The sequence below is a fragment of the Lacrimispora sp. 210928-DFI.3.58 genome (assembly GCF_020554865.1).
Lineage (GTDB): Bacteria > Bacillota > Clostridia > Lachnospirales > Lachnospiraceae > Enterocloster.
On record NZ_JAJCIC010000001.1, the window covers coordinates 209833 to 230169 of the forward strand.

Here is a 20337-nt window from a genome sequence, read left to right on the forward strand (position 1 = left end):
AGAGTAAGAAACAATAGACTACAAAGGGAGGAAAATGAATGAAGTGTTTAAGATGCGGAGCAGAGCTTCCAGATGATGCAAAATTCTGTTCGGAATGCCAGGCCCCCACAAGGTCAGTGCCTGAGGTGGAAGAAGCGCCGAAAGCAGAGGACAAGGGGACAGACGCAGCAGAGATAGAGGAGGCGAAGGGAGCAGAGGAGGCCGGGGAGACGGACTCCAAAACCGAAGCCCAAAAGCCGGAAACAGAGAGGCCCTCAGAGTCCTCAGACGGGACAGCACAGCCCTCAGGCCAGCAGTCCCCGGCTGCGGCAGCCCCTGCTCCGGCCGGATCCGACCAGAAGCCCAACAAGAAATTTATGAAGATACTGGCAATTGTGATCGCTATTGCCGCTGTCTTCTCCATCGGAGCCCTGGCCTACAAGAAGATGACTGCAAAGGATCCCAAAGAGGTGGTCATTGCCGCCTTTGAAAATGCGTTCCCGGAAGATCAGGTATCACCGCTGGAGGAGCTCTTTGGCCTGACCGAATTTGCAGATACCTCAGCCACTACAGACAGGGAAGGCGGACTGACCTTAAAGCTTGACAGCTGTTCGGAGGAGGAAGTGAATGCCTACGCCGGAAGCGGACTGCGTTTAGCCGGAAGGAACGATGTGACTGGCGGCAAGTCAGATTTTAACATGGGCGTGATCTATTCCGGTATGGATCTTGTCAATCTGAATATGTACTACGGGGACGAGACACTGATGCTCAATGTTCCGGAGCTGTCCAACCGCGTATTTACCATTGACTTGAGCGAAGGCTTAGAGGACAGGATCAAGAATTCACCTACTATCGCTCCTCTGCTGGAGGAGAGCGGCGTTGATGTGGAAGGCCTGTTTGCCTATTTTTCAGAGCAGCTGGAGAAGAGCACATCAGGAGATGGGGCACAGGAGTCCTTTGATCTGGAGGCTCTGATGGAGCGCTACAGAGAAGGCTGCAAGGCCCAGGACAACTTTAAGGAAGCCCTGACAGTGGAGAAGGCAGAAAAGGGAACCTTCACCGTTGATGGAAAATCCTATTCCTGCGATGGCTATTCTGTCCTTATCAGCAAGGCTGCCATGATCGATTTCCTGCGCACATCCTCTGATTTCTTCCTTCAGGATGAGACCTTAAAGGCAGATTTCCTGAATCAGCTGGAGGCAACAGTGAAGATGAGCGAGCTCATGGGCACCACCTTTGCAGGGGAGCAGCCTAAGACAGCAGCCGAGATGCAGCAGGAGTCCTATGAGCAGGTAGAGGATGCTGTGGACCAGATGATCGGATATCTGGATGAGGCATTGAACGATGTGGAGATGACGGTCTACGTCACAAAGGAAGGAGTTCTCGCCGCTGTAGATGGAACGACCTCCCTGGATATCGAAACAGAGGATGAAAACTTCACCGCTAATGTGGATTTCAGCCTGCGCCTGGAGGGAGGGGCTTACCCGGCCCAGAACATGAATGGAACAGTCCGTCTCTACGATGACGAGTCCACGGTGGACGTAAGCTTTGTAAAGCAGGGAACCTACGATGGAAAATCTCTTACCTGCGACATGTCCTTTGACTTGAATGCAGAGGGAGAAGGCGAGGACGATAAGTTTGCAGTGACAGCAGCCTATACAGGCACCTATTCCTCCGAGGATGGAGCCTACCATGTAGCTCTTGAGGGCGGCTCTGACGGCTCCCAGATATTCAAGGTTTCCATGAACGGCGTGATCGATGAGCTGGAGAAGGGAAAGACCTTCCATGCGGATATCGATGCCCTGGAGATCTCAGCAATGGACAATGCTGTGAATGTTGTTCTCAGCGGAGAATACTACTTTAGGCCTCTGACAGAGGAGATCATTCCGCTGGAGGGCGACACCATGGATGTGCTGTCAGCTACCCAGGAGGAGTGGTCAGCAGTGGGAATGGAAATGCTGTTTGGTGTGATCGGACTGTCAGGTCAGTTAGGCGCACCTCTGAATTAAAGAGCGCAAATACGACAAAAGGACAAAGGACAGGGGAATAATGAGTGCACGTCTGGTTTATATGAGACTGGAATGTAAGCGGGCATTAAAACGGCTTCCCCATATGGCAGCAGGGGCAATCGTACTATTATTTTTAATGGGTGCGGTTGCCCTTTTGGCAGGGAAAGCGCTGTATGGTGGGCAGGTTTCAGGAAGGATCGCCGTGGGAGTGGTGCTTCCTGAGGGCGATGCCCTGGCAAAGCAGGTAATGTCCATGATAGGCTCTCTGGAGAGCGTGAAAAGTCTCTGCGATTTTACGTACATGGATAGGGAAGAGAGCAGGAGCCGGCTGGAGCAGGGGGAATTGTATGCTGTGATAGAGGTGCCTGAGGACTTTGTACAGGACATCATGAATGGAACAAATACCCCCATCTCCGTGCTCCTGCCCAGGGGAGCGGGGATCGAAAGCCGCATTTTCCGGGAACTCACAGAGGCGGGGGCGGCAACCCTGGGTTCCAGCCAGGCGGGAATATATGCCGGTGATGAGCTGTTAAGCCTCTATGGGCTGGCGGATTCCATCCCGCAGCTGGAGGCGGACTTAAACCGGATCTATCTGGCCTACAGTCTTCCGAGAATGGACTATTTTAAGCAGGTCAGGGTAAATGCTACCGGTGACGTGGATACCCTTGTCTTTTACGGCATCAGCATGTCTGTTTTTCTTCTTCTGCTGAGTACCATACCGGTATCAGGATTTCTTCTGCCCCACAGCCGGGTCATGAGGCAGAAGCTGGCCCTGGCAGGCGTAGGAGGAGGTACAGTGGCCGGATCCCGCATCCTGGGGCTGACCCTGCTGTTTCTCGCTCTGGGGATCCCCTGCTCTGCTGCGGCAGCGTGGTTTGGCGTCATGGAGTGGCAGGCGCCCACAGCAGCAGCCATATTGCTGGTGTGCGCAGCAGCAGCCTCTGTGGCAGTCTTCCTCTATCAGGCGGCGGGCAGTCTGCTGGGCGGAGTGCTGCTGTTGTTTTTAGGAGCAGCGGTCATGCATTTTCTGGCAGGGGGCTTTCTTCCGCTGGTCTTTTTGCCCTCGGCCTTAAGGGTGGCAGCGCCCTTCATTCCCACCTACATACTGATGGAGGGCGTGAAGATGATGGTGACAGCTGCATGGGCTCCGGAAATCTTTGGCAGGCTTTGCGTTCTGACTGCGGCAGGTTTTGCCGCCAGCCTGGCAGTGGAGGTGGGAAGAAGATGAATAAGGCAGCAATATGGTTTTGGCTTTCCTGCAAGCGTTATTTAAAGCGCCTGCCCTTCCTGGCAGTGCTTCTCCTTCTTCCCCTGGGAGCAATGGTAATCCGCAGAGCAGAGAAGAAGGGGGATGAAAAGATACAGATCGCCGTCTGCTCTCTGGATCAAGAGGGCAGTCTGGGCAGCCGCCTGGCAGACAGCCTGGCCAGCCGCCCATCCTCCGAAGAGGAAGGCATGTTCTTCTTCTACCTGTGCCGTGATAAGGAGCAGGTGAAGGAGGAGGTAGCCTCCAGAAGGGCAGAGTGTGGGTATGTGATCTGCGAAGGGCTGGAGGAAAAGCTGGATCACAGGCAGTTCAAGCGTTCCATTGAGGTATACTCGGCTCCATCTACCGTAGCGGCCGCCCTCTCTACAGAGACCGTGTTCGCAGCTCTCATGGAGCTGTATGACAAGGAGCTGCTCATGGACTATGCAGGGGACGGGGAGGCTTTCCAAAGCCTGGGAGAACCAGGCAGTCCTGAGCGGCAGGAGGCCCGCCAAAAAGCGGGAGAGCTCTATGAGAAATGGACAGAAAATGGAAGCACCTTTCGCTTTGTGTATTTTTATGGTGAAGAAGGCGGCAGGGAAGTGGGCGAAGGGCTGAAAAACGCTGGAGGAGAGAGTGGGAGCGGAACCAGGAGGACCGCTGGAGCCGAGAAAGCCCCTGGCTTATTTCCAGTAAGAGGCTTGGCCGCTGTCTGCATTTTCATCACAGGGCTTTACGGGGCAGTGGTTCTGGGGGAGGATGAGAAGAGGGGGCTGTTCCATCCCCTTGACTGCCAACTGCGCTTTCCATGCCAGCTGGCCTCCCTGGCAGCTCCTGTCACACTGGCAGCCTGTGCTGGCCTTCTGGCGGTATGGGCAGGCGGGGAAGGAGAGGAACTTATCAAGGAGCTGGGGGCGATGACCGGCTATGCGGCAGCCGTCACGGCAGCAGCCTGGGCCTTAAAGCTTATATGCCCCAGCCCCCAGGCCCTGTGCTGCACGATTCCCTTTTTCATTATTGGGAGCCTGGTATTCTGTCCGGTGTTCATCAATGCAGGGAAGCTGTTTGAAGGCTTTGATCTGGCCGGGAAATGTTTCCTGCCCTATTACTATTTGAGGATATTTAGTTAAAGTAAAAGAAAAACAGACCGGAAAGTGGAGACAGTGACATTGGAGACTTTGGAAACCCAGGCAGAAAACGGTTGACAAATGGACTGCCCAAATTTATACTAAATCCATATGACATGTTGAAAAAGCGGCAGGGAAAAACGAACAGTAAGCGGGGTATTCCCCTGATATCAGGCGGAAAGCAGGAGGGCTTTCCGCCTTGTTTTGTCTGCGGGCTATCATACATGAGAGGAGAAGGAGGGACAAGCTATGACAGAGGGACCTATACGGGCAGCGGTCATGGCAGATACCCACGGCGTGCTGAGGCCGGAGGTAGAACGGATATTGGAGACATGTGATGTGATAATACATGCGGGTGATTTTGACAACCAGCTGACCTACCACAAGCTGTCGACAGATTCTCCCCTGTACGCTGTGCGGGGCAACAACGACAGAGGCTGGTCAGGGGGGCTTCCGCTGATAAAACGGTTTTCCCTGGGAGGGGTGAAGTTTATCATGGCTCATGAGCGAAAAGACATTCCAAGCGCTCTCGGAGACACCCAGGTGGTGATCTACGGCCATTCCCACATGTACCAGCAGCAGGAGATAAGCGGCAGGCTCTGGCTGAATCCCGGAAGCTGCGGCTACAAGCGCTTTACGCTTCCTCTGTCCCTGGCAGTGATGACAATTGAGGACGGGAAGTATTCCGTGGAGACTATCTGGCTGGAAAAGGGCTACGGAACCCCGGGGGCGGCCATTGCCCAGCGCAGCAAGCCAAAGGAGAGCCGCTACGAAAAGCAGCAGAAGCGCTACCGCCAGAAGCAGAAGGAGAGGGCAGGCCAGGCTGCGGGCCTCCAAAAGGCAGTATCCCCGGAGGAGGAGTCCAGGGACAAGAAAAGCGAGCTTTTCCTGCTGGCAAGGATTCTTCGCCAGAAGAAGGCCGGCAGTGCGCCGGAGTGGGCAGCGGAGAACCTGAATGCGGATATTGGCCTGGTGAATGCGGTGTATGCTGTCTGTGACAGGCTGCCGGAGGCGGACGCCCGCTGTATCCAGGAGGAGCTCTGTAAAAAGGATAACGGGCTGAAAAGAACATAAAATAAGGCTGCTGCCAACTTGCGATACGCTTCCGGGGAAAAATCCCGGATCCGCAATTCGGCAGCAGCCTTTATGATTTGCAAAAGCCTATTGGGCAAGGCAGCCGTTTACCCATTGGATAAAGTTCTCAGTAGGGCTGCCTGTCCGTTCCGCCATGGTGTGACCCTGGGCCCATATCGTTTCAAAATCCACCTGGCACCCATAGTTTTCAAGGGCCAGAGCAAGATTCATCTCTGTTGAGAGGGCGGTGTCCCCCTGGGTGATGCCGGTGCGTATGCGCCAGTAGCCTGCTACATTTGAAGTTTGATAGCCCTCATAGTAACTGCAGAGGTAGTACATAGGGTTATACATATTCATCCGGACATCCACAGTATTGCCGAGGATATCCTGCTTTGACAGATCTGCGGCATATGCGGGTCCATAGGCCTCATTGTCCTTTAAAAGCTCTGCCATGATAGGATCAAAATGAGTGCCTGCCCCGTCTCCGTAGCCGAAGAGGACATTTTCTCCCTGAGTCCCCTCCAGATCATCGAAGGCCCCTATGTTTTTGCTGGCTTTCTTGCAGGCTTTGACAAAATCCTCCACGCTTGTGATGGAAGCAGTATGGGAGGCGCTGTCGTAGCTGACCCACCGGGTATCCTGATTCAGGCTGTCAATATAATCCTGAACAGTTTCATAGGTTTGAGGCTCTGCTGCCTCCTGCTCGGCCAGTCCGCGGTTGATGCCGTCATTCTGCAGCCGGCCGTATTCATCCACAAAGCCGCCGGTGATGTCATTCCCTCCGGGAAGCCCATCTCCATCCGGAGCGCCGCCCATGCCAGGAGCCCCATCCCTGCCGGGAAAGCCCCCTCCGGGGAGACCGCCTCCCATTCCCTTTCCTGAGGATGGGGTATAGGGAAACGAGGTATCCTCCAGGAAATGGTTAAGGGAGGTTTCAATGACTGTCTTCATATAATCATAGTAGGATCCTGCTTGATAGATCCCGGTTTCGGAGGCGTCCAGGGTCAGAAGGGCTCCCTCCTCATCCTTTAATCCGAGGCTGTTAATGTAGAGGGCGAAGGCCTGGGCCATGCCGTTGGAAAGAGTCTGCATTTCCTCATCCAGCCCAGTGCGGCTGACGCCCATATTCCACTCATAGGCCTCATTGGCATAGTCAAGATTTGTCACCGGGCACCAGCACATGGAGCCGGCTACGGCGTCGCTGATATCCATCACGGCCCCAATTGCCTCCAGATAAGGAAGGTAGAGTTCACTGTCCCCGGTGGCCCCCATAAGGGCGCTCTGGGCGCCGCCGCCGCTCATTCCGAAGGTGAAGATCCGCTCCATACTGCCGGGGATACTTCCCTCATTATAGCGGATATAGCGGACCGCTGCCTTGAGATCCGTCACCCCTGCAGGGGCGCCCTCCTCCCGGCCGCGGCAGCCTGCATTTACATAGATAAAGCCTGCCTGTGTATAATCAGCGGCGGCGCTTACATAATCCGCTGGGGCCGCCATGGCGGAATAGCCGGGAGTGTTTACGGGAATCACGATAGGCGCCGTCATGGCTGTGTAGCTGCCAATGGCCCCCTCCTCCTTAATCCGGCAGGTGTAGGTGCCGTCGTTGTTGTCCTGGGCCTCCATATAGGCCTCCGGCACAAAGATCCCCAGGGTCTCATATGCGGGAGCCGCCGGGCTGGCACAATAGGGGATTTCGATCTGCCAGTATACGCCGTCCTCCTCGTTATAATTCCATTTTGACGGATCGATCAGGGAAAGGGAGGCAGCCGATGCTTCCTGGGAAGCTGTTTCCGGCTCAGGGGAGGTTTCCGCTGCAGCTGTTTCTGGCTCTTTTGAAGGTTCGGCCGCGCCTGATCCGGCGCAGCCGGAAAGAGCGAGGGCCGCGGTAAAGGCAAGGGCTATCCATGTTCTGTATCTCATATTGAAAAGGTCTCCTTTCTTCACTTTGTTGCAGTCTTATTTTAGCCAATTCACCAGTGACATACAATTCGTTTTCGTGTATAATTAAGTCGTAATTGGAATAAATCATGGAGAGGCCGCTGTTATGGATATGAATCATTTGAGAGAATTTACTGTGCTGGCCGAGACAAAAAGCTACTGGGAGGCTGCTTACCGTCTCTTTCTCAATCAGTCAATTCTGTCCAAGCACATAAAAGCAATGGAAGCCGAGCTTGACGCGCCCCTATTTATCCGCACCACGCGAAAGGTGGAGCTGACAGAATTTGGCGAGGCGCTGCTTCCCTATGCCAGGGATATTACGAAACTACACTTTGAGTATTCTGCCAAGCTGATGCAGATGCAGAATTACCGGAAGGGCCTGATCTCCATGGGCAGCCTTCCGGCTATGGCCCAGTACCATATTACGGATCTTGTGCTGGAGTTTGAGAGAAGCTGTCCCGAATACAAGATCAAAATCACGGAGGATGATCCGAAGCAGCTTACAAGGCTTCTGCTGGACAGGGGCTGCGAGCTGGCTTTCCTGCGGGAAATGAAGAAGACGGAGGCTCTTGACAGGGAACTTGAAGGGCCTCTGGAGCGGCTTCCCTATGTGACGGACCATATGATTGCAGTGCTTCCCCTCAGCCATCCTCTTGCAGGCAGAGAGGAGCTTACCCTGCGGGATCTGAAGAACGAGGCCTTTGCCCTTTTAAAGGAAAATACAATGATGCACGATCTCTGCTGCCAGGCCTGTCAGGAGGCGGGTTTTATTCCAAACATTATTTTTACCAGCCACCGCCTGGACAGTATTCTGGATATGGTGACAAAGGGCGGCTGTGCGGCCCTCCTTATGGACCGTCATGTGGAATATCCGCTGGAATCTGCCTTTGCGCTGAATCCGCCCTTTGCAGCAGTGAGGATCGTCCCATCCATCGAGACGTCCATCTCCTTGTGCTGGAAAAGAGGGGAGCCACTTTCTCCGTCAGGGGCCAGGTTTGTAGAATTTTTCAGAAACCGGGATGCCTCATGCCCAAAAAGCCCAGGCCAGAGGAGCGGATGATTTCATGGTAATCTGGAGCGCTTCTTATATCAAACACTTAGTTCCTTTGGCGCGTTACAGTTCAGGCGGCTGCTGGGAGAGCGGCTGGCGCTCCGGTTTCGGACATAAGAAGCACTAAGACACCTGATTTTTCCTAAAAGCCAGAGCAGCATCAACGCAACTCGCTGCGCTCAAACAATCATTGATGCTGCTCTGAACGGAAAAACCAGCTGACTAAGTGCTTCTAATGTCCTGCAAAGTCGCTCCAGCCGCTCTCCCAGCAGCCGCCTGAACTGTAACTTTGGCGCTAAAAGAAATAGAAAAAAATTGCAAAAAACTATTGCCAAAATCATCTTCCTGTGCTATACTATCATTCGTGTTGCGGGAGTGCTGGAATTGGCAGACAGGCAAGACTAAGGATCTTGTGGGTGTATGCTCGTGTGGGTTCAAGTCCCATCTCCCGCACTGATTGTGAGAACAATCAAAAAACGCAGAAGTGGCGGAATTGGCAGACGCGCACGGTTCAGGTCCGTGTGGTAGCAATACCTTGAGGGTTCGACTCCCTTCTTCTGCAGGACAGGGATCCAGGCTTTGAGAGAGGCCTGGATTTTTTGTTTCATAGGAAACTCCTCCGGAGCCTCCTGTGATACAAAAAGCCCGCCTTTTATATATTTATCGAGGTGATCTCCATGGATTTCTATAAACGTGTGGGAATTGTGTGCCGGGCAGTGCCCGAGGGATGTGTGGCGAGCTACGGACAGATCGCCCTTCTCTGCGGCAGGCCCAGGAATGCCAGGCAGGTAGGCTATGCACTGAATAAGGGAAGGGCAGGGGAGGTTCCGGCCCACCGGATCGTAAACAGCCAGGGCTTTTTGACAGGAGCCCTGGCCTTTGATCATCCCGATCTCCAGAGACTTCTTCTAAAGAAGGAGGGAGTGGAGGTATCCTGCGAAAACAGGGTAGACCTGGGAAAATTTGGGTGGAAGAACACCCTTAAGGAAGCGTTGGAGCTTAAGAGGCGGTTTGAAGAGCTGGGGATCTGAGCCTGGCTTGTCCATACAGGCAGTGGAAGCTTTCATGTTCAGGAAATTTCTGACCTGTACTCCGGCAGGGATACGGTAAAAGTGGTCCCGATACCGGCCTCGCTCTGTACATCGATGGTACCCTTGTGGAGCTCCACGATCTTCTGCACCACTGTCAGGCCGATGCCGTTGCCCTCAGTGGTGTGGGAGGGGTCTCCCTGGTAGAAGCGGTCAAAGATATGGGCCTTTGTGGCCTCCTCCATGCCGCAGCCATTATCCAATATCTGGAAAACCACCATATCATGTTTTCTGTGGAGCTTGATCTTGATCTTTCCCTTTTCCGGGGAAAATTTGATGGCATTGTCAATGAGGTTGATCCAGACCTGGTTTAACAGGTCACGGCTGCCATGATAATCCAGCTCATCCATATCGATGATCAGCTCGATCTCCTTTTTCTGCCATTTGGAAGCCAGAAGGAGGATGGACTGGCGGATCTCCTCTGACAGGCCAAAGGTCTCCATATCCGATAAAATGTTCAGCTTTTCAATCTTAGACAGATTCAGCACATTGGTGGCAAGCTGGGAAAGGCGGTTGGACTCATGGATGATGATATCCAGGTATTCTTCCCGCTCCTGGCGGCTTAAGCTGTCGCTTTTTAAAAGCCTGGCAAAGCCCCTTAGGGAGACGATCGGAGTCTTGAACTCGTGGGAGAAGTTGTTTATGAAATCAGAGCGCAGCAGCTCTGTATTTTCCAGCTCCTGGGCCATGCGGTTGAAGCTGTCGGAGAGGCGGACAAACTCCTGGGTCAGATCCAGGTGGATGCGCACATGAAAATTCCCGTCCGCCAGCTGGTTGATGGCCTGGATCAGCTCCTGGACAGGCCTTAAGGGGACACGGCTGAAAATGACAGTAAGGGCAACGCCCACAACAGCGCTTATCACCATAAGCAGGGGGATAGGACGCCAGAACTGGGGCATACCGATGTCTGCATGAAACCGGAACCGGAGAGTCAGGTACATGAGAAAGCCCTGGAGTGTCATGACAGTCAGCATGATCAGGAAAATGCCGGCGGTCAGTATCACCAGCAGCTTTCGGAACGGATTTTTGGATCGCTTTTCTTTCATGGGTATTAACGCCTTTCTAAGATAAATGTGCGGTCAGTATCTCCTTGGATCCGGTTCTGAGGGCGCATATGACGGATCCAGAGGCAGGCTGGCGGAAACGGCAGAAACAAAAAGCCGCGGCCGTGAAGCCATAAGTCCGGAGTATGGTATTTAAAGATGTTTAACCGCCTTGTATCCCAGCCCTCGTATGGTTTCAATGGAAAATTCCGGGTAGCCCTCGAACCGCTTTCTCAGCCGGTTCACATGCACGTTAATGGTATTGTCATCAGATTCGGACTCCATTCCCCAGATCTCGTCCATCAGCTGTATTCTTGTAAAAATCTTTCCCGGATAGGACAGCAGCTTGTAGAGCAGGTAAAATTCCTTCTTGGGAAGGGTCTGACTCTCGCTTTGTCTGGTAACGGTCAGGGAATCATAGTCCAGCACCACCTGTCCAATGGTGATCCTCCGCTCATTTACGATCCTGGCACGCCTTAAGAGGGCGCGGATGCGCAGGATCATTTCTTCCTCATCCACAGGCTTTGTCATATAGTCGTCTGTTCCCACAATAAAGCCCTTCCGCTTGTCCTCCGGCAGCTGCTTGGCCGTTACCATGAGGATGGGCAGATTGTAGTCCGCTGCCCGCAGCTGCTTTGTCAGCTCATAGCCGTCCATGCCGGGCATCATGATATCCAGGAGGACCAGATCAATGTGTGTCCTGTCCATCACAGCCAGGGCTTCATAGCCGTCTGCCGCTGTGACAGGCTGAAAGCCGTGCTCCTTCAAGACTGCCTCCATTAATTTTCTCGTGTTCTTGTCATCTTCCACTACTAATATCTGAAACATGTACATTCCTCCGGGATCTTGGCGCCGGTTTCCCGGCTGTATTATGGTTACGAAGTATCAGCAAAACGCGCCAGTGACGCGTTTTGCTGGATTATAGCACGAATTTATTAAGTGAACATGAATAAAACACAAAAAGTTCACAGTTAAAAGGTAAAATGCAAGGGATTTGTTAATCTTCAATTTATGTTAGACGATTAATATATAGGGCGTATGTATGAAAATGGGTAAAGGAGACGAGGCACATGGAAAAGAGCAAGAAGATAAAACTGGGGATTGCTGCGGCTGTGATCGTGGTGATAGCTGCTGTGGCAGTCCGTCATTTTTCAGGAGGAAAGAAGGGAGGCATGAGGCCGGACATGGGCGGAGGCCAGGGAGCCAACATATCCATGGTGCGGGCAGAAAAGCCTGCCACCGGAGATATCCGTCTTACCACCGGGCTGACTGGTTCTGTGGAGCCTTCGGATGTGGTGTACGTCTATGCAAAGGCCTCCGGAGATGTGACCTCTGTGCTGGTATCTGCCGGTGATACCGTAACCCAGGGACAGCTTCTGTGCGAGATCGATACGGAGCAGGTGGAGACAGCGAAGAATTCCATGGAATCCGCAGCAGTTTCACTTTCAGAAGCCCAGAGTACCTTAAACAGGATGCAGATACTCTACAACAGCGGCGATATTTCCCCTCAGGAGTACGAGCAGTACAGCAACAAGGCAAAGTCCGCTTCCCTGCAGTATGAATCCGCAAAGCTTGCCTATGAGAGGCAGGTGGAATACAGCCAGATCACAGCGCCCATAAGCGGAAAGATCGAGAGCTGCGACATCGAGGTGCACGACCGTGTGAACCAGAACGCGCAGCTGTGCGTGATCGCAGGAGAGGGAGATAAGCGGGTTTCCTTCTATGTGACAGAGCGGATGATGGAAAATATCAGCGTAGGAGATGTCCTGGATATCCAGAAGGACGGGAGCACCTATGAGGCCTATATCAGCGAGATCAGCTCCATGGTGGATTCAGCCACAGGACTTTTTAAGGTAAAGGCAGAACTTTCAAAGGCAGACGGCATTGCCACTGGAAGCACCGTAAAATTAAATCTGGTGACACAGCACACGGAAAATGCCATGGTGGTGCCGGTAGACGCCATTTACTACAGCGGCGGCGATGGCTATGTGTACATATATGACAATGGAACCATCCATATGGTGCAGGTGGAGATCGGCCTGTACGATTCCGAATATGCAGAGATCTTAGGCGGGCTTTCCGCAGATGACCTGGTGGTCAGCACCTGGAGCTCTAATCTGTACGAGGGAGCAACCGTACAGTTAAGAGGGGAAAATGCTTCCCAGACCGATGGGCAGCATGATGGCGGCCAGGGGCAACCGGCAGTTCAGGGCCAGGCAGGAGTCCAGGGCCAGCCCGGAGCCGAGAGCCGCGATAACGGGCCGGGCCAGGGGCCAAAAGAGGACGCGGTCCAGCCGGCACAGGACACGGATAAGGCACCAAAGGCCGGTGCGGGCGAGACAGGCAAGCAGGCAGAATAAGGGAGGCAGCACATATGGGATTGACAAGATTTGTATTAAAACGGCCTGTTACCACAGTCATGGTCCTTCTGTGCCTGCTGGTATTCGGCATCAGCTCCGTATTCTCGGCAACTCTGGAACAGATGCCTGACACGGACACCCCCATGCTGATCATCATGGCCCGCTATTCCGGCGCAGGGCCGGAGGACATTGCAGAGCTGATCACAGAGCCCATTGAGGATGAGGTAAGCACCCTGGAGGGTGTTAAGAGCATGAGCTCACGGTCCCGTGACGGCAGCGCCATGATCATGCTGGAATATGACTATGGCTACGATATGGACGATGCCTACAATGAAGTGACAAAGGTGCTGGACCGTCTGGACCGCCAGCTTCCCGATGACGTGGACCCTTCTGTCATGGAGATGAACAACAATGCCAGCGCAACCATGATGATCTCCATTTCCCACAAGACACAGGCAGACCTGTATGACTATGTGGATCAGACCATTGTGCCGGAGATCGAAAAGCTGACCTCAGTTGCCCAGGTGGACTCCATGGGCGGCTCCTCCGAATATATCAGGATCGAGCTTCAATCAGAGAAGATGAAGCAGTATAATGTCACCATGAACAATATCCAGACAGCCATGAGCACCGCGGACCTTTCCTATCCTTCAGGAAGCGCCGTATCAGGAAATCTGGAGCTGTCCGTCACCACCTCCCTTGAGAGCGATACCGTAGATGACTTAAAGCGCGTCCCGATCATTTCAGGAAGCGGCCAGATCGTATATCTGGAGGATATTGCCAATATATATGAGGCAGAGGAGGAGCGGGGCGGCATTTCCCGCTACAATGGCCAGGAAACCATCTCCCTGTCCATCAGCAAGAACCAGAGCAGCACGGCCATGGACGTATCCGCCCAGGTGACAGAGGTCATCAACAGCCTGATGGCAGAGGACAGCGATCTGGAGATCACTGTGGCAAGGGATCAGGCGGACAGCATTTCCAGCTCCCTTAAGGACGTTGCCTCCACCATGGTACTGGCTGTTATCATCTCCATGGCCATCATCTTTATCTTTTTTGGAGATTACAAGGCATCCCTGATCGTAGGAAGCTCTATCCCCACCTCGATCCTGATGTCCCTGATCCTTATGACCTCCGTGGGCTTTTCCCTGAACGTTATCACTATGAGCGCCCTGGTGCTGGGCGTTGGTATGATGGTGGATAACTCCATTGTTGTGCTGGAGAGCTGTTTCAGGGCAACGGACACACAGGAGGACAAGGGGATCTTAGGCTATGCAAAGTCGGCTCTTGGAGGCACGGGCATCGTGGTGCAGTCCATTATCGGCTCCACCATCACCACCTGCGTGGTATTCATCCCGCTGGTATTCCTTCAGGGAATGACGGGGCAGATGTTCAAGCCCTTGGGCTATACCATCGTATTCTGTATGACAGCATCCCTGTTTTCGGCTATGACGGTGGTCCCCCTCTGCTATATGATGTATAAGCCAAAAGAGAGAATGACTGCTCCCATGAACCTTCCTGTGGAGCGCATGCAGAATTTTTACCGCAAGATCATGCCCGGCATACTAAAGCACAAGGGAATGGTAATGCTCTTTTCCGTAGGCCTGGTAGCGCTTACCTTCTACCTGGCAAGCGGCATGGAGGCAGAGCTTATGACCTCCGATGATACCGGTACCATCAGCGTGAGCATTGAGACAAGGCCCGGCCTTCTGACAGAGCAGGCAAACGACATGCTGTCCCGTGTGGAGGAGATCGTTGCCTCCGATGAAAATGTAGAATCCTATATGCTGCGCTACAACAGCGAGAGCGGTACAGTCTCCGCTTATCTGAAGGATGACAGGACAGTGGAGACAGAGGATCTGGCAGAGCAGTGGGAGAAGGAGATGTCCGACATTGAAAACTGCACCATTACCGTAGAGGCCTCCAGCTCCATGAGCTTTATGGGAAGGAGCAGAGGCTACGAGGTTATCCTTGAGGGCACACAGTATGATGAGCTCAAGGAGGTCAGCGATAAGATCGTAAAGGAGATGACAGACCGCACAGACGTGATCAATGTTCATTCCAGCATTGAAAATACAGCGCCTGTTGTTACTATCAAGGTTGACCCTGTGATGGCGGCGGCTGAGGGGCTGACAGCCTCGCAGATCGGAAACTATGTGAGCAATCTTCTGGACGGAGTGGAGGTCACCACCCTTGATATCGATGGACGTGAGGTCAGTGTGATGGCAGAGTATCCGGAGGACGAGTACAGGACAGTAGACCAGGTTCAGGGCATTATCATCAGCAAGCCCTCCGGCGGCTATGTGGCTCTGTCCGATGTGGCTGAGATCTACTACAAGGACAGCCCTGCCTCCATCACAAAGTCAGATAAATCCTACCAGATCACGATCACAGCTGATTATACAGGCGGAAATGTAAAGACCACCATTGATAATGAGGTTATAAGCCCCAACCTGTCGGGCACCATCACCACAGGCGTCAACAGCAGGGACAGAATGATGGCGGAAGAGTTCTCTGCCCTGTATAAGGCGATCGCCATAGCAGTATTCCTGGTATTCGTGGTAATGGCAGCCCAGTTTGAATCGCCGAAGTTCTCTTTCATGGTTATGACCACGATTCCCTTCAGCCTGGTGGGCTCCTTCGGCTTCCTGAAGCTTACAGGAGTCACCATCAGTATGACCTCTATCCTGGGCTTTTTGATCCTGGTTGGTACGGTTGTAAATAATGGTATCCTCTATGTGGATACAGTGAACCAGTACCGTATGACAATGGATCTGAAGACCGCCCTCATCGAGGCAGGAGCAACGCGTCTGAGGCCTATCCTCATGACCAGCCTTACTACCATCCTGTCCATGATCCCAATGGCCCTTGCCATGGGAGACAGCGGCTCCACCACCCAGGGCCTTGCCATTGTAAACATCGGCGGCCTGTCTGTGGGCGTGCTGGTGGCCCTGTTCATCCTTCCTGTATATTACGCCCTTATGAATGGCAACAGGAAACGTGTTGTCCTTGACATTTAATATATCATATAGAAATGAAGAAGGTGAGAATGTTGAAGAGTATCAATGCCAGAAGGGCCTTTGCCCCGAAAAATGCAGTCAGAGTCTTGCGCGCAGGCTGCCTTGCCGGTGCTTTCTGCCTGGCAGGAGCTGATCTTACCGCTTTTGCGGGAAGCCCGGAATTTGCCTACACAGCAGAAGAGTGGGCCATGCTCCGGGATAATAAGCTGGAGTACGGGGAGATCGCAAAGCTGGTGCATGAGTACAATAATACTGTGATAAAAAACCAGATCGATTACGAAGAGTACCGCGGCGAGGACCGGGATGACATTTCCGAGGATTACTATGATGCGGCAGACGAGATCTACGGCAGGCTGGAATACCCGGATTCCACCTCCACCAACTTTGCCAGTGAGCTGTCCTCCTTTTTGACCAGCCAGATACAGGCGGACAATCTAAGGGAGCAGGGCGATGACAATGTAGATGACGGCGACAGCAAGAAGCTGGGCTATGACAAGACAGAGGCAGAGCTGGTAAAGCAGGCCCAGCAACTGATGATAAACTATTGGAGCCAGACCTACAGCCTGGATAGCATAAAAGCAAACGGGGAGCAGGCCCGGGCCAGCTATGATTCCATGGTCGTGAAGCAGAGCGCCGGAATGTCCACCCAGGCCCAGGTGCTGTCTGCCAGGGAGGCAGTGGACTCTGCAGAGGCCTCCTTTTTGTCAGCCCAGAGCAATGTGACAAAGACAAAGGAGAACCTGTGCCTGATGCTGGGCTGGACCTACGGGGCGGAGGTGGAGATCTGTGAGCTGCCGGAGCCGGATATGGACTGGATCGCTTCCATTGATCTTGCGGCTGACGTGGCAAAGGGGCTGGAAAATAACTATAGCTTAAGGATCCTGGAACGCCAGATAAATAATGCCAGGAACACCTCCAACAAGGCGAGTTTAGAGCAGAGCTACAAGAGTCAGAAGGAGACAGCAGCCACCAATATAGGAAGTGCCTACGAGCAGCTTCAGATCGCAAAGTCCAATTATGATCAGGCTGTCCAGTCATTGGCTCTCCAGGCAGATAAGATGGCTTCCGCTGAACGGAAGATGGCAGCAGGCACCATTAACAAAAACGAGTACATTCAGCAGAAATACGCCTACACCACAGCAGAGGTGAGCGAAAAGACAAGCCGCCTGTCCCTCCTCACAGCCCAGAACAACTATGAATGGGCGGTAAACGGACTGGCAAGCGTATCATAGGAAGGGAGGCGGATAGATTGAAGAAGTATTCGATCATTTTGGCAGGCCTGTGCCTGTCCGCTTCCATGGTTTTCGGCGGCACTGCAACGGTCATGGCGGAGGAAGGTCAGGCTGATCTGACGGAAACGGCAGCGGATCAGGAGGCCGGTACGTCTGCAGGCCAGAGCGCCGGCGACTCATCCGCCTCCGCTGTACAGGTGGAATATGGAAATTTAAGGGAATTATTAAAGCAGGGCAACCTCACCTTGAGCAAAAGCTTTTCAGACTACCAGCAGAACCTGGATGATTACCAGGAGATCTGGGATACCCTAAAATGGGAGCAGAGCAAGATGGAGAGCGAGGCAGAGGATATGGAGGACAGGGCCGGGGACCTGGATGAGGAGGAGATGGAAACTGCTGCCGTCTACGCCTCCAATGCCGCCATGCTAAAAAATTCCGCCAGCCGCATTTATAAGCAGCTGGACAACATGGCCAGCACCAGAAGCACAAAGAGTCTGGAGAAAATGGCAGATACCTATACCATTTCCGCCCAGACCATGATGAACTCCTATAACCAGCTTCGGGAGCGCAGGCAGGCCCAGGAGGCCGCAGTGCAGGCAAAGGAGGCCTCCTTCGGCACTGCGGGCCGCAGATACGAGGCCGGCGCCATCACTGCAGATGAGCTTAAGGAGGAGGAGACATCTCTGGCCCAGGCAAAGAATACCCTTGCCTCCTTAAGAGAGCAGGAGGCCCAGACAAGGGCCGGCTTTCTCACCATGCTGGGCCTTACAGGCCGGGAAGTGACGATCGGCAGCATTCCGGAGCCGGATCTGGCCGCCATTGCTGCCATTGATTTTGAAACAGACAAGCAGAGGGCGGTAAACAACAGCTCCAATGTCCAGAATGAACGCCACGCAAAGGCAAGCAGCACCACCCAGATCAACAACCGCTTCAAGCGTGTGGCAGAGGCCGAGGGGACAGAGGAGGCCTCCATCACAGCTGCCTATGAAGCGCTGTTAGCCTCCCGGTCCCAGTATGAGGCGGCCTTAAATGCTTATCAGAGCGCAGAGCTTATCTACCAGTCCCTGGAGCGCAGGAAACAGGCGGGAATGCTCTCCAACACAGAGTACCTCCAGGGGATCGCTGATTACAATGGAAAGAAGGCCAATAAAGAGATCGCTTCCATGAATCTGGTTCAGGCCTATGAGAGCTACTGTTGGGAGGTAAAGGGCCGGGGATAAGACAAAGGACGCAAAAAATTGTGATAAAATGCAAAGAGCGGATTGTGCAGGGACGTTATATTGTGAAAATGCACAAAAATATCCGCTCTTTTCCTTTTCAAAAAGTCACAAACTTTTTTCAGACAGAGATTTTTCGCTGACATTTCTTTTTTGAAAATGATAAAATAATAGTAGAAATTTTAGAAAAGGAGACTAATTGTTTTATGAGAAGAATTGTAAGCGCCTGCCTGTTACAGACCATGCGGTTTGATGTGACCCACGATGCAGATCCAAAGAGGGATTATGAGATTTACTGCAATAAGCTGAAAAAAGAAGGAACAAAGTTCTTTATCGAGGAGACAAAGACAGAACCCGATGGCTCCCTGATCGTTAAGATCAAGAAACAGTATAATTCTTACAAGACAGACGGATACTTAGATTAAAAAAGAAGGCTGCAGGCCAGGAGAGGGCTTGCAGCCTTTTCACATATTGCAAAATGAAGCTTGTGCCGCTATAATAATAACTAGCAATAAAGGCAAAGGGGATATGTTACATGAAAATGAAAGACATGCGGCAGAGGATGCCGGGTATCTATGAGGTAAGGCTTTCAGCCAACCAGAACAGCATTGATGAGATCAACATATTCCTGATCCCCGGAAAAAAGGGAGAGCGCAGCCTCATGATCGATGCCGGCTTTAAGAAGCGCAGCTGTCTTGCAAAGATGGAAAAGGTCCTCTTTACTCTGGGCATTACCTACGATAAGCTGGATATTTTCCTCACCCATAAGCATCATGACCACTCAGGACTTGCCAGTGAGTACGCCAGCCTGGGAGCCAGGATCCTCATGAACCCGGAGGAGAACAGGCATCACTATGACTGCCTGTATTACAACCATGACCACGGCACGGATGAGGACCAGTACAGGGTCCTTCGGAGTGTGGGAGTGACCCCGGAGGGAACGCCGGAGATCTGGGAAATGTTCATGGAGATCAGGCGCCGGGTGATGGAAAACCGGGGCTGGGAATTTGAAGTCCACCAGTTTCCCTATATGCCGGTGATGGAGGGGCAGGTTTTGAACTATGGGAATCTTACCTTTGAGGCAGTGCTCTTAAAGGGACATACCTATGGACAGATGGGGCTGTATGAGAGAAAGCACAGGATCTTATTCTGTGCAGACCAGGTCATTGATGGGATCGTCCCCATTGTGGGAACCACCTATCCGGATGAGCATCTTCTGGAAGGGTATTTTAAGTCCTTAGAGCGGTTTAAGCATGAATTTGCAGACTGCACGCTGTTTCCTGCCCACAGGGAGCCCATTACCGATGTCAAAAAGGTGGTAAACCGCATTATTTTTGCTTATCTTGACAAGACAGATATCATGAAGCATATCTTAGACAGGAGTAAGCGCCGGATGACCACAAAGGAGGTGGCCTGCCTGGCCTATGGCATGGAAAATATCCCGGAGGACACCAAGGAGTTTATCAAGCTCAAGATGGTGATGAGCAAGACCTTCTCCTGCCTGGAATATCTCAGGGATATGGATTTTGCCATCAGGACAGAGGAAAACGGCACCTACTACTGGCAGTCGCCGGAGCTTTAGGAGCATTTAAAAAAATAATCCTTGCATATTCGCAGAAAACGTGTATAGTAGAACTAACGTAACTATTCAGCAGGTCTGCGCACTTGCTGCGCTGACCGTAAGATAACTTGAGCCAGAAGGCAAAAATCCCATCGGCGAAGCCGATGTTAAATGGATTTTTGCTCGTAACTGTGAAGGTGCTGAACAGTTATGAACGAACAAAATAAAAAGCAGAGTAGGCTTATGTGCGTTAAGTGCCGGCTGAACAGGGAGTTGTCAGCTGGACGAAAGGGACAAGGGGGTCCTTGTTACCTGCGGTACATAGGCCGCATCCCGCTGCAACAGAGAGTATTATTATCTCCGATTGTGGTTTGAGAGGTCTGCAAAGGAGG

The 20337-nt window shown here is 52.7% G+C and carries 15 protein-coding genes, 2 tRNA genes and 1 riboswitch; of the genes, 14 read left to right on the forward strand and 3 right to left on the reverse strand.

Annotated elements, in window-relative coordinates; all coding sequences use genetic code 11:
• Positions 1 to 38 precede the first annotated feature (38 nt).
• The 4 genes from LIZ87_RS01025 to LIZ87_RS01040 all read left to right on the forward strand — a co-directional run bounded on the left by LIZ87_RS01025 (position 39) and on the right by LIZ87_RS01040 (position 5435).
• The gene (locus LIZ87_RS01025; RefSeq protein ID WP_178316904.1) at positions 39 to 1988 is read left to right on the forward strand and encodes a zinc ribbon domain-containing protein; all 1950 of its coding nucleotides are present in this window, start codon (positions 39 to 41) and stop codon (positions 1986 to 1988) included.
• Between the two features lie 61 nt (positions 1989 to 2049).
• Complete coding sequence (locus LIZ87_RS01030) at positions 2050 to 3216, forward strand: ABC transporter permease (protein ID WP_227144833.1); 1167 nt, start codon at positions 2050 to 2052, stop codon at positions 3214 to 3216.
• Positions 3213 to 4364: a hypothetical protein gene (locus LIZ87_RS01035; protein WP_227144835.1), complete on the forward strand. Its 1152-nt coding sequence runs from the start codon at positions 3213 to 3215 to the stop codon at positions 4362 to 4364. The genes LIZ87_RS01030 and LIZ87_RS01035 overlap by 4 nt, the downstream gene beginning before the upstream one ends.
• A gap of 246 nt (positions 4365 to 4610) precedes the next feature.
• The gene (locus tag LIZ87_RS01040; protein WP_178316477.1) at positions 4611 to 5435 is read left to right on the forward strand and encodes a metallophosphoesterase family protein; all 825 of its coding nucleotides are present in this window, start codon (positions 4611 to 4613) and stop codon (positions 5433 to 5435) included.
• Positions 5436 to 5522: 87 nt separating this feature from the next.
• On the opposite strand, the gene LIZ87_RS01045 is transcribed toward LIZ87_RS01040, so the two are convergent.
• Entirely contained in the window at positions 5523 to 7355 is a 1833-nt protein-coding gene (locus LIZ87_RS01045) for a subtype A tannase (protein ID WP_227144838.1), read from the reverse strand.
• A 130-nt stretch (positions 7356 to 7485) separates the two neighbouring features.
• Between LIZ87_RS01045 and LIZ87_RS01050 the strand changes: the two genes are divergently transcribed.
• The 4 genes from LIZ87_RS01050 to LIZ87_RS01065 all read left to right on the forward strand — a co-directional run bounded on the left by LIZ87_RS01050 (position 7486) and on the right by LIZ87_RS01065 (position 9455).
• A complete protein-coding gene (locus LIZ87_RS01050) occupies positions 7486 to 8433 on the forward strand; it encodes a LysR family transcriptional regulator (protein ID WP_227144840.1) in 948 nt (315 codons plus the stop codon).
• Between the two features lie 360 nt (positions 8434 to 8793).
• Positions 8794 to 8877 (forward strand) — tRNA-Leu (locus LIZ87_RS01055).
• Between the two features lie 25 nt (positions 8878 to 8902).
• Positions 8903 to 8986: transfer RNA gene (locus LIZ87_RS01060), tRNA-Leu, on the forward strand.
• A gap of 115 nt (positions 8987 to 9101) precedes the next feature.
• Positions 9102 to 9455, forward strand: a complete 354-nt coding sequence (locus LIZ87_RS01065) for an MGMT family protein (RefSeq protein ID WP_227144842.1) — start codon at positions 9102 to 9104, stop codon at positions 9453 to 9455.
• A gap of 38 nt (positions 9456 to 9493) precedes the next feature.
• Here the strand turns inward: LIZ87_RS01065 and LIZ87_RS01070 are convergent, their stop codons facing one another.
• On the reverse strand, positions 9494 to 10558 hold the full coding sequence (locus tag LIZ87_RS01070; protein WP_227144844.1) for a HAMP domain-containing sensor histidine kinase: 1065 nt from the start codon (positions 10556 to 10558) through the stop codon (positions 9494 to 9496).
• Between the two features lie 150 nt (positions 10559 to 10708).
• A complete protein-coding gene (locus tag LIZ87_RS01075) occupies positions 10709 to 11383 on the reverse strand; it encodes a response regulator transcription factor (RefSeq protein WP_227144846.1) in 675 nt (224 codons plus the stop codon).
• A gap of 242 nt (positions 11384 to 11625) precedes the next feature.
• Here LIZ87_RS01075 and LIZ87_RS01080 point away from each other — a divergent pair, with 242 nt between their 5' ends.
• The 6 genes from LIZ87_RS01080 to LIZ87_RS01105 all read left to right on the forward strand — a co-directional run bounded on the left by LIZ87_RS01080 (position 11626) and on the right by LIZ87_RS01105 (position 19966).
• Complete coding sequence (locus tag LIZ87_RS01080; protein ID WP_227144848.1) at positions 11626 to 12915, forward strand: efflux RND transporter periplasmic adaptor subunit; 1290 nt, start codon at positions 11626 to 11628, stop codon at positions 12913 to 12915.
• A 14-nt stretch (positions 12916 to 12929) separates the two neighbouring features.
• The gene (locus LIZ87_RS01085; RefSeq protein ID WP_178315698.1) at positions 12930 to 15935 is read left to right on the forward strand and encodes an efflux RND transporter permease subunit; all 3006 of its coding nucleotides are present in this window, start codon (positions 12930 to 12932) and stop codon (positions 15933 to 15935) included.
• A 29-nt stretch (positions 15936 to 15964) separates the two neighbouring features.
• Entirely contained in the window at positions 15965 to 17167 is a 1203-nt protein-coding gene (locus tag LIZ87_RS01090; protein ID WP_178315696.1) for a TolC family protein, read from the forward strand.
• On the forward strand, positions 17134 to 18387 hold the full coding sequence (locus LIZ87_RS01095; protein ID WP_227144851.1) for a TolC family protein: 1254 nt from the start codon (positions 17134 to 17136) through the stop codon (positions 18385 to 18387). Before LIZ87_RS01090 ends, LIZ87_RS01095 begins: the two co-directional genes overlap by 34 nt.
• 203 nt (positions 18388 to 18590) lie before the next feature.
• Positions 18591 to 18809, forward strand: coding sequence for a protein pyrBI (locus LIZ87_RS01100; RefSeq protein ID WP_178317230.1), 219 nt, complete (start codon positions 18591 to 18593; stop codon positions 18807 to 18809).
• A 110-nt stretch (positions 18810 to 18919) separates the two neighbouring features.
• On the forward strand, positions 18920 to 19966 hold the full coding sequence (locus LIZ87_RS01105; RefSeq protein ID WP_227144853.1) for an MBL fold metallo-hydrolase: 1047 nt from the start codon (positions 18920 to 18922) through the stop codon (positions 19964 to 19966).
• Between the two features lie 208 nt (positions 19967 to 20174).
• Positions 20175 to 20286, forward strand: a riboswitch (THF riboswitch).
• Positions 20287 to 20337 lie beyond the last annotated feature (51 nt).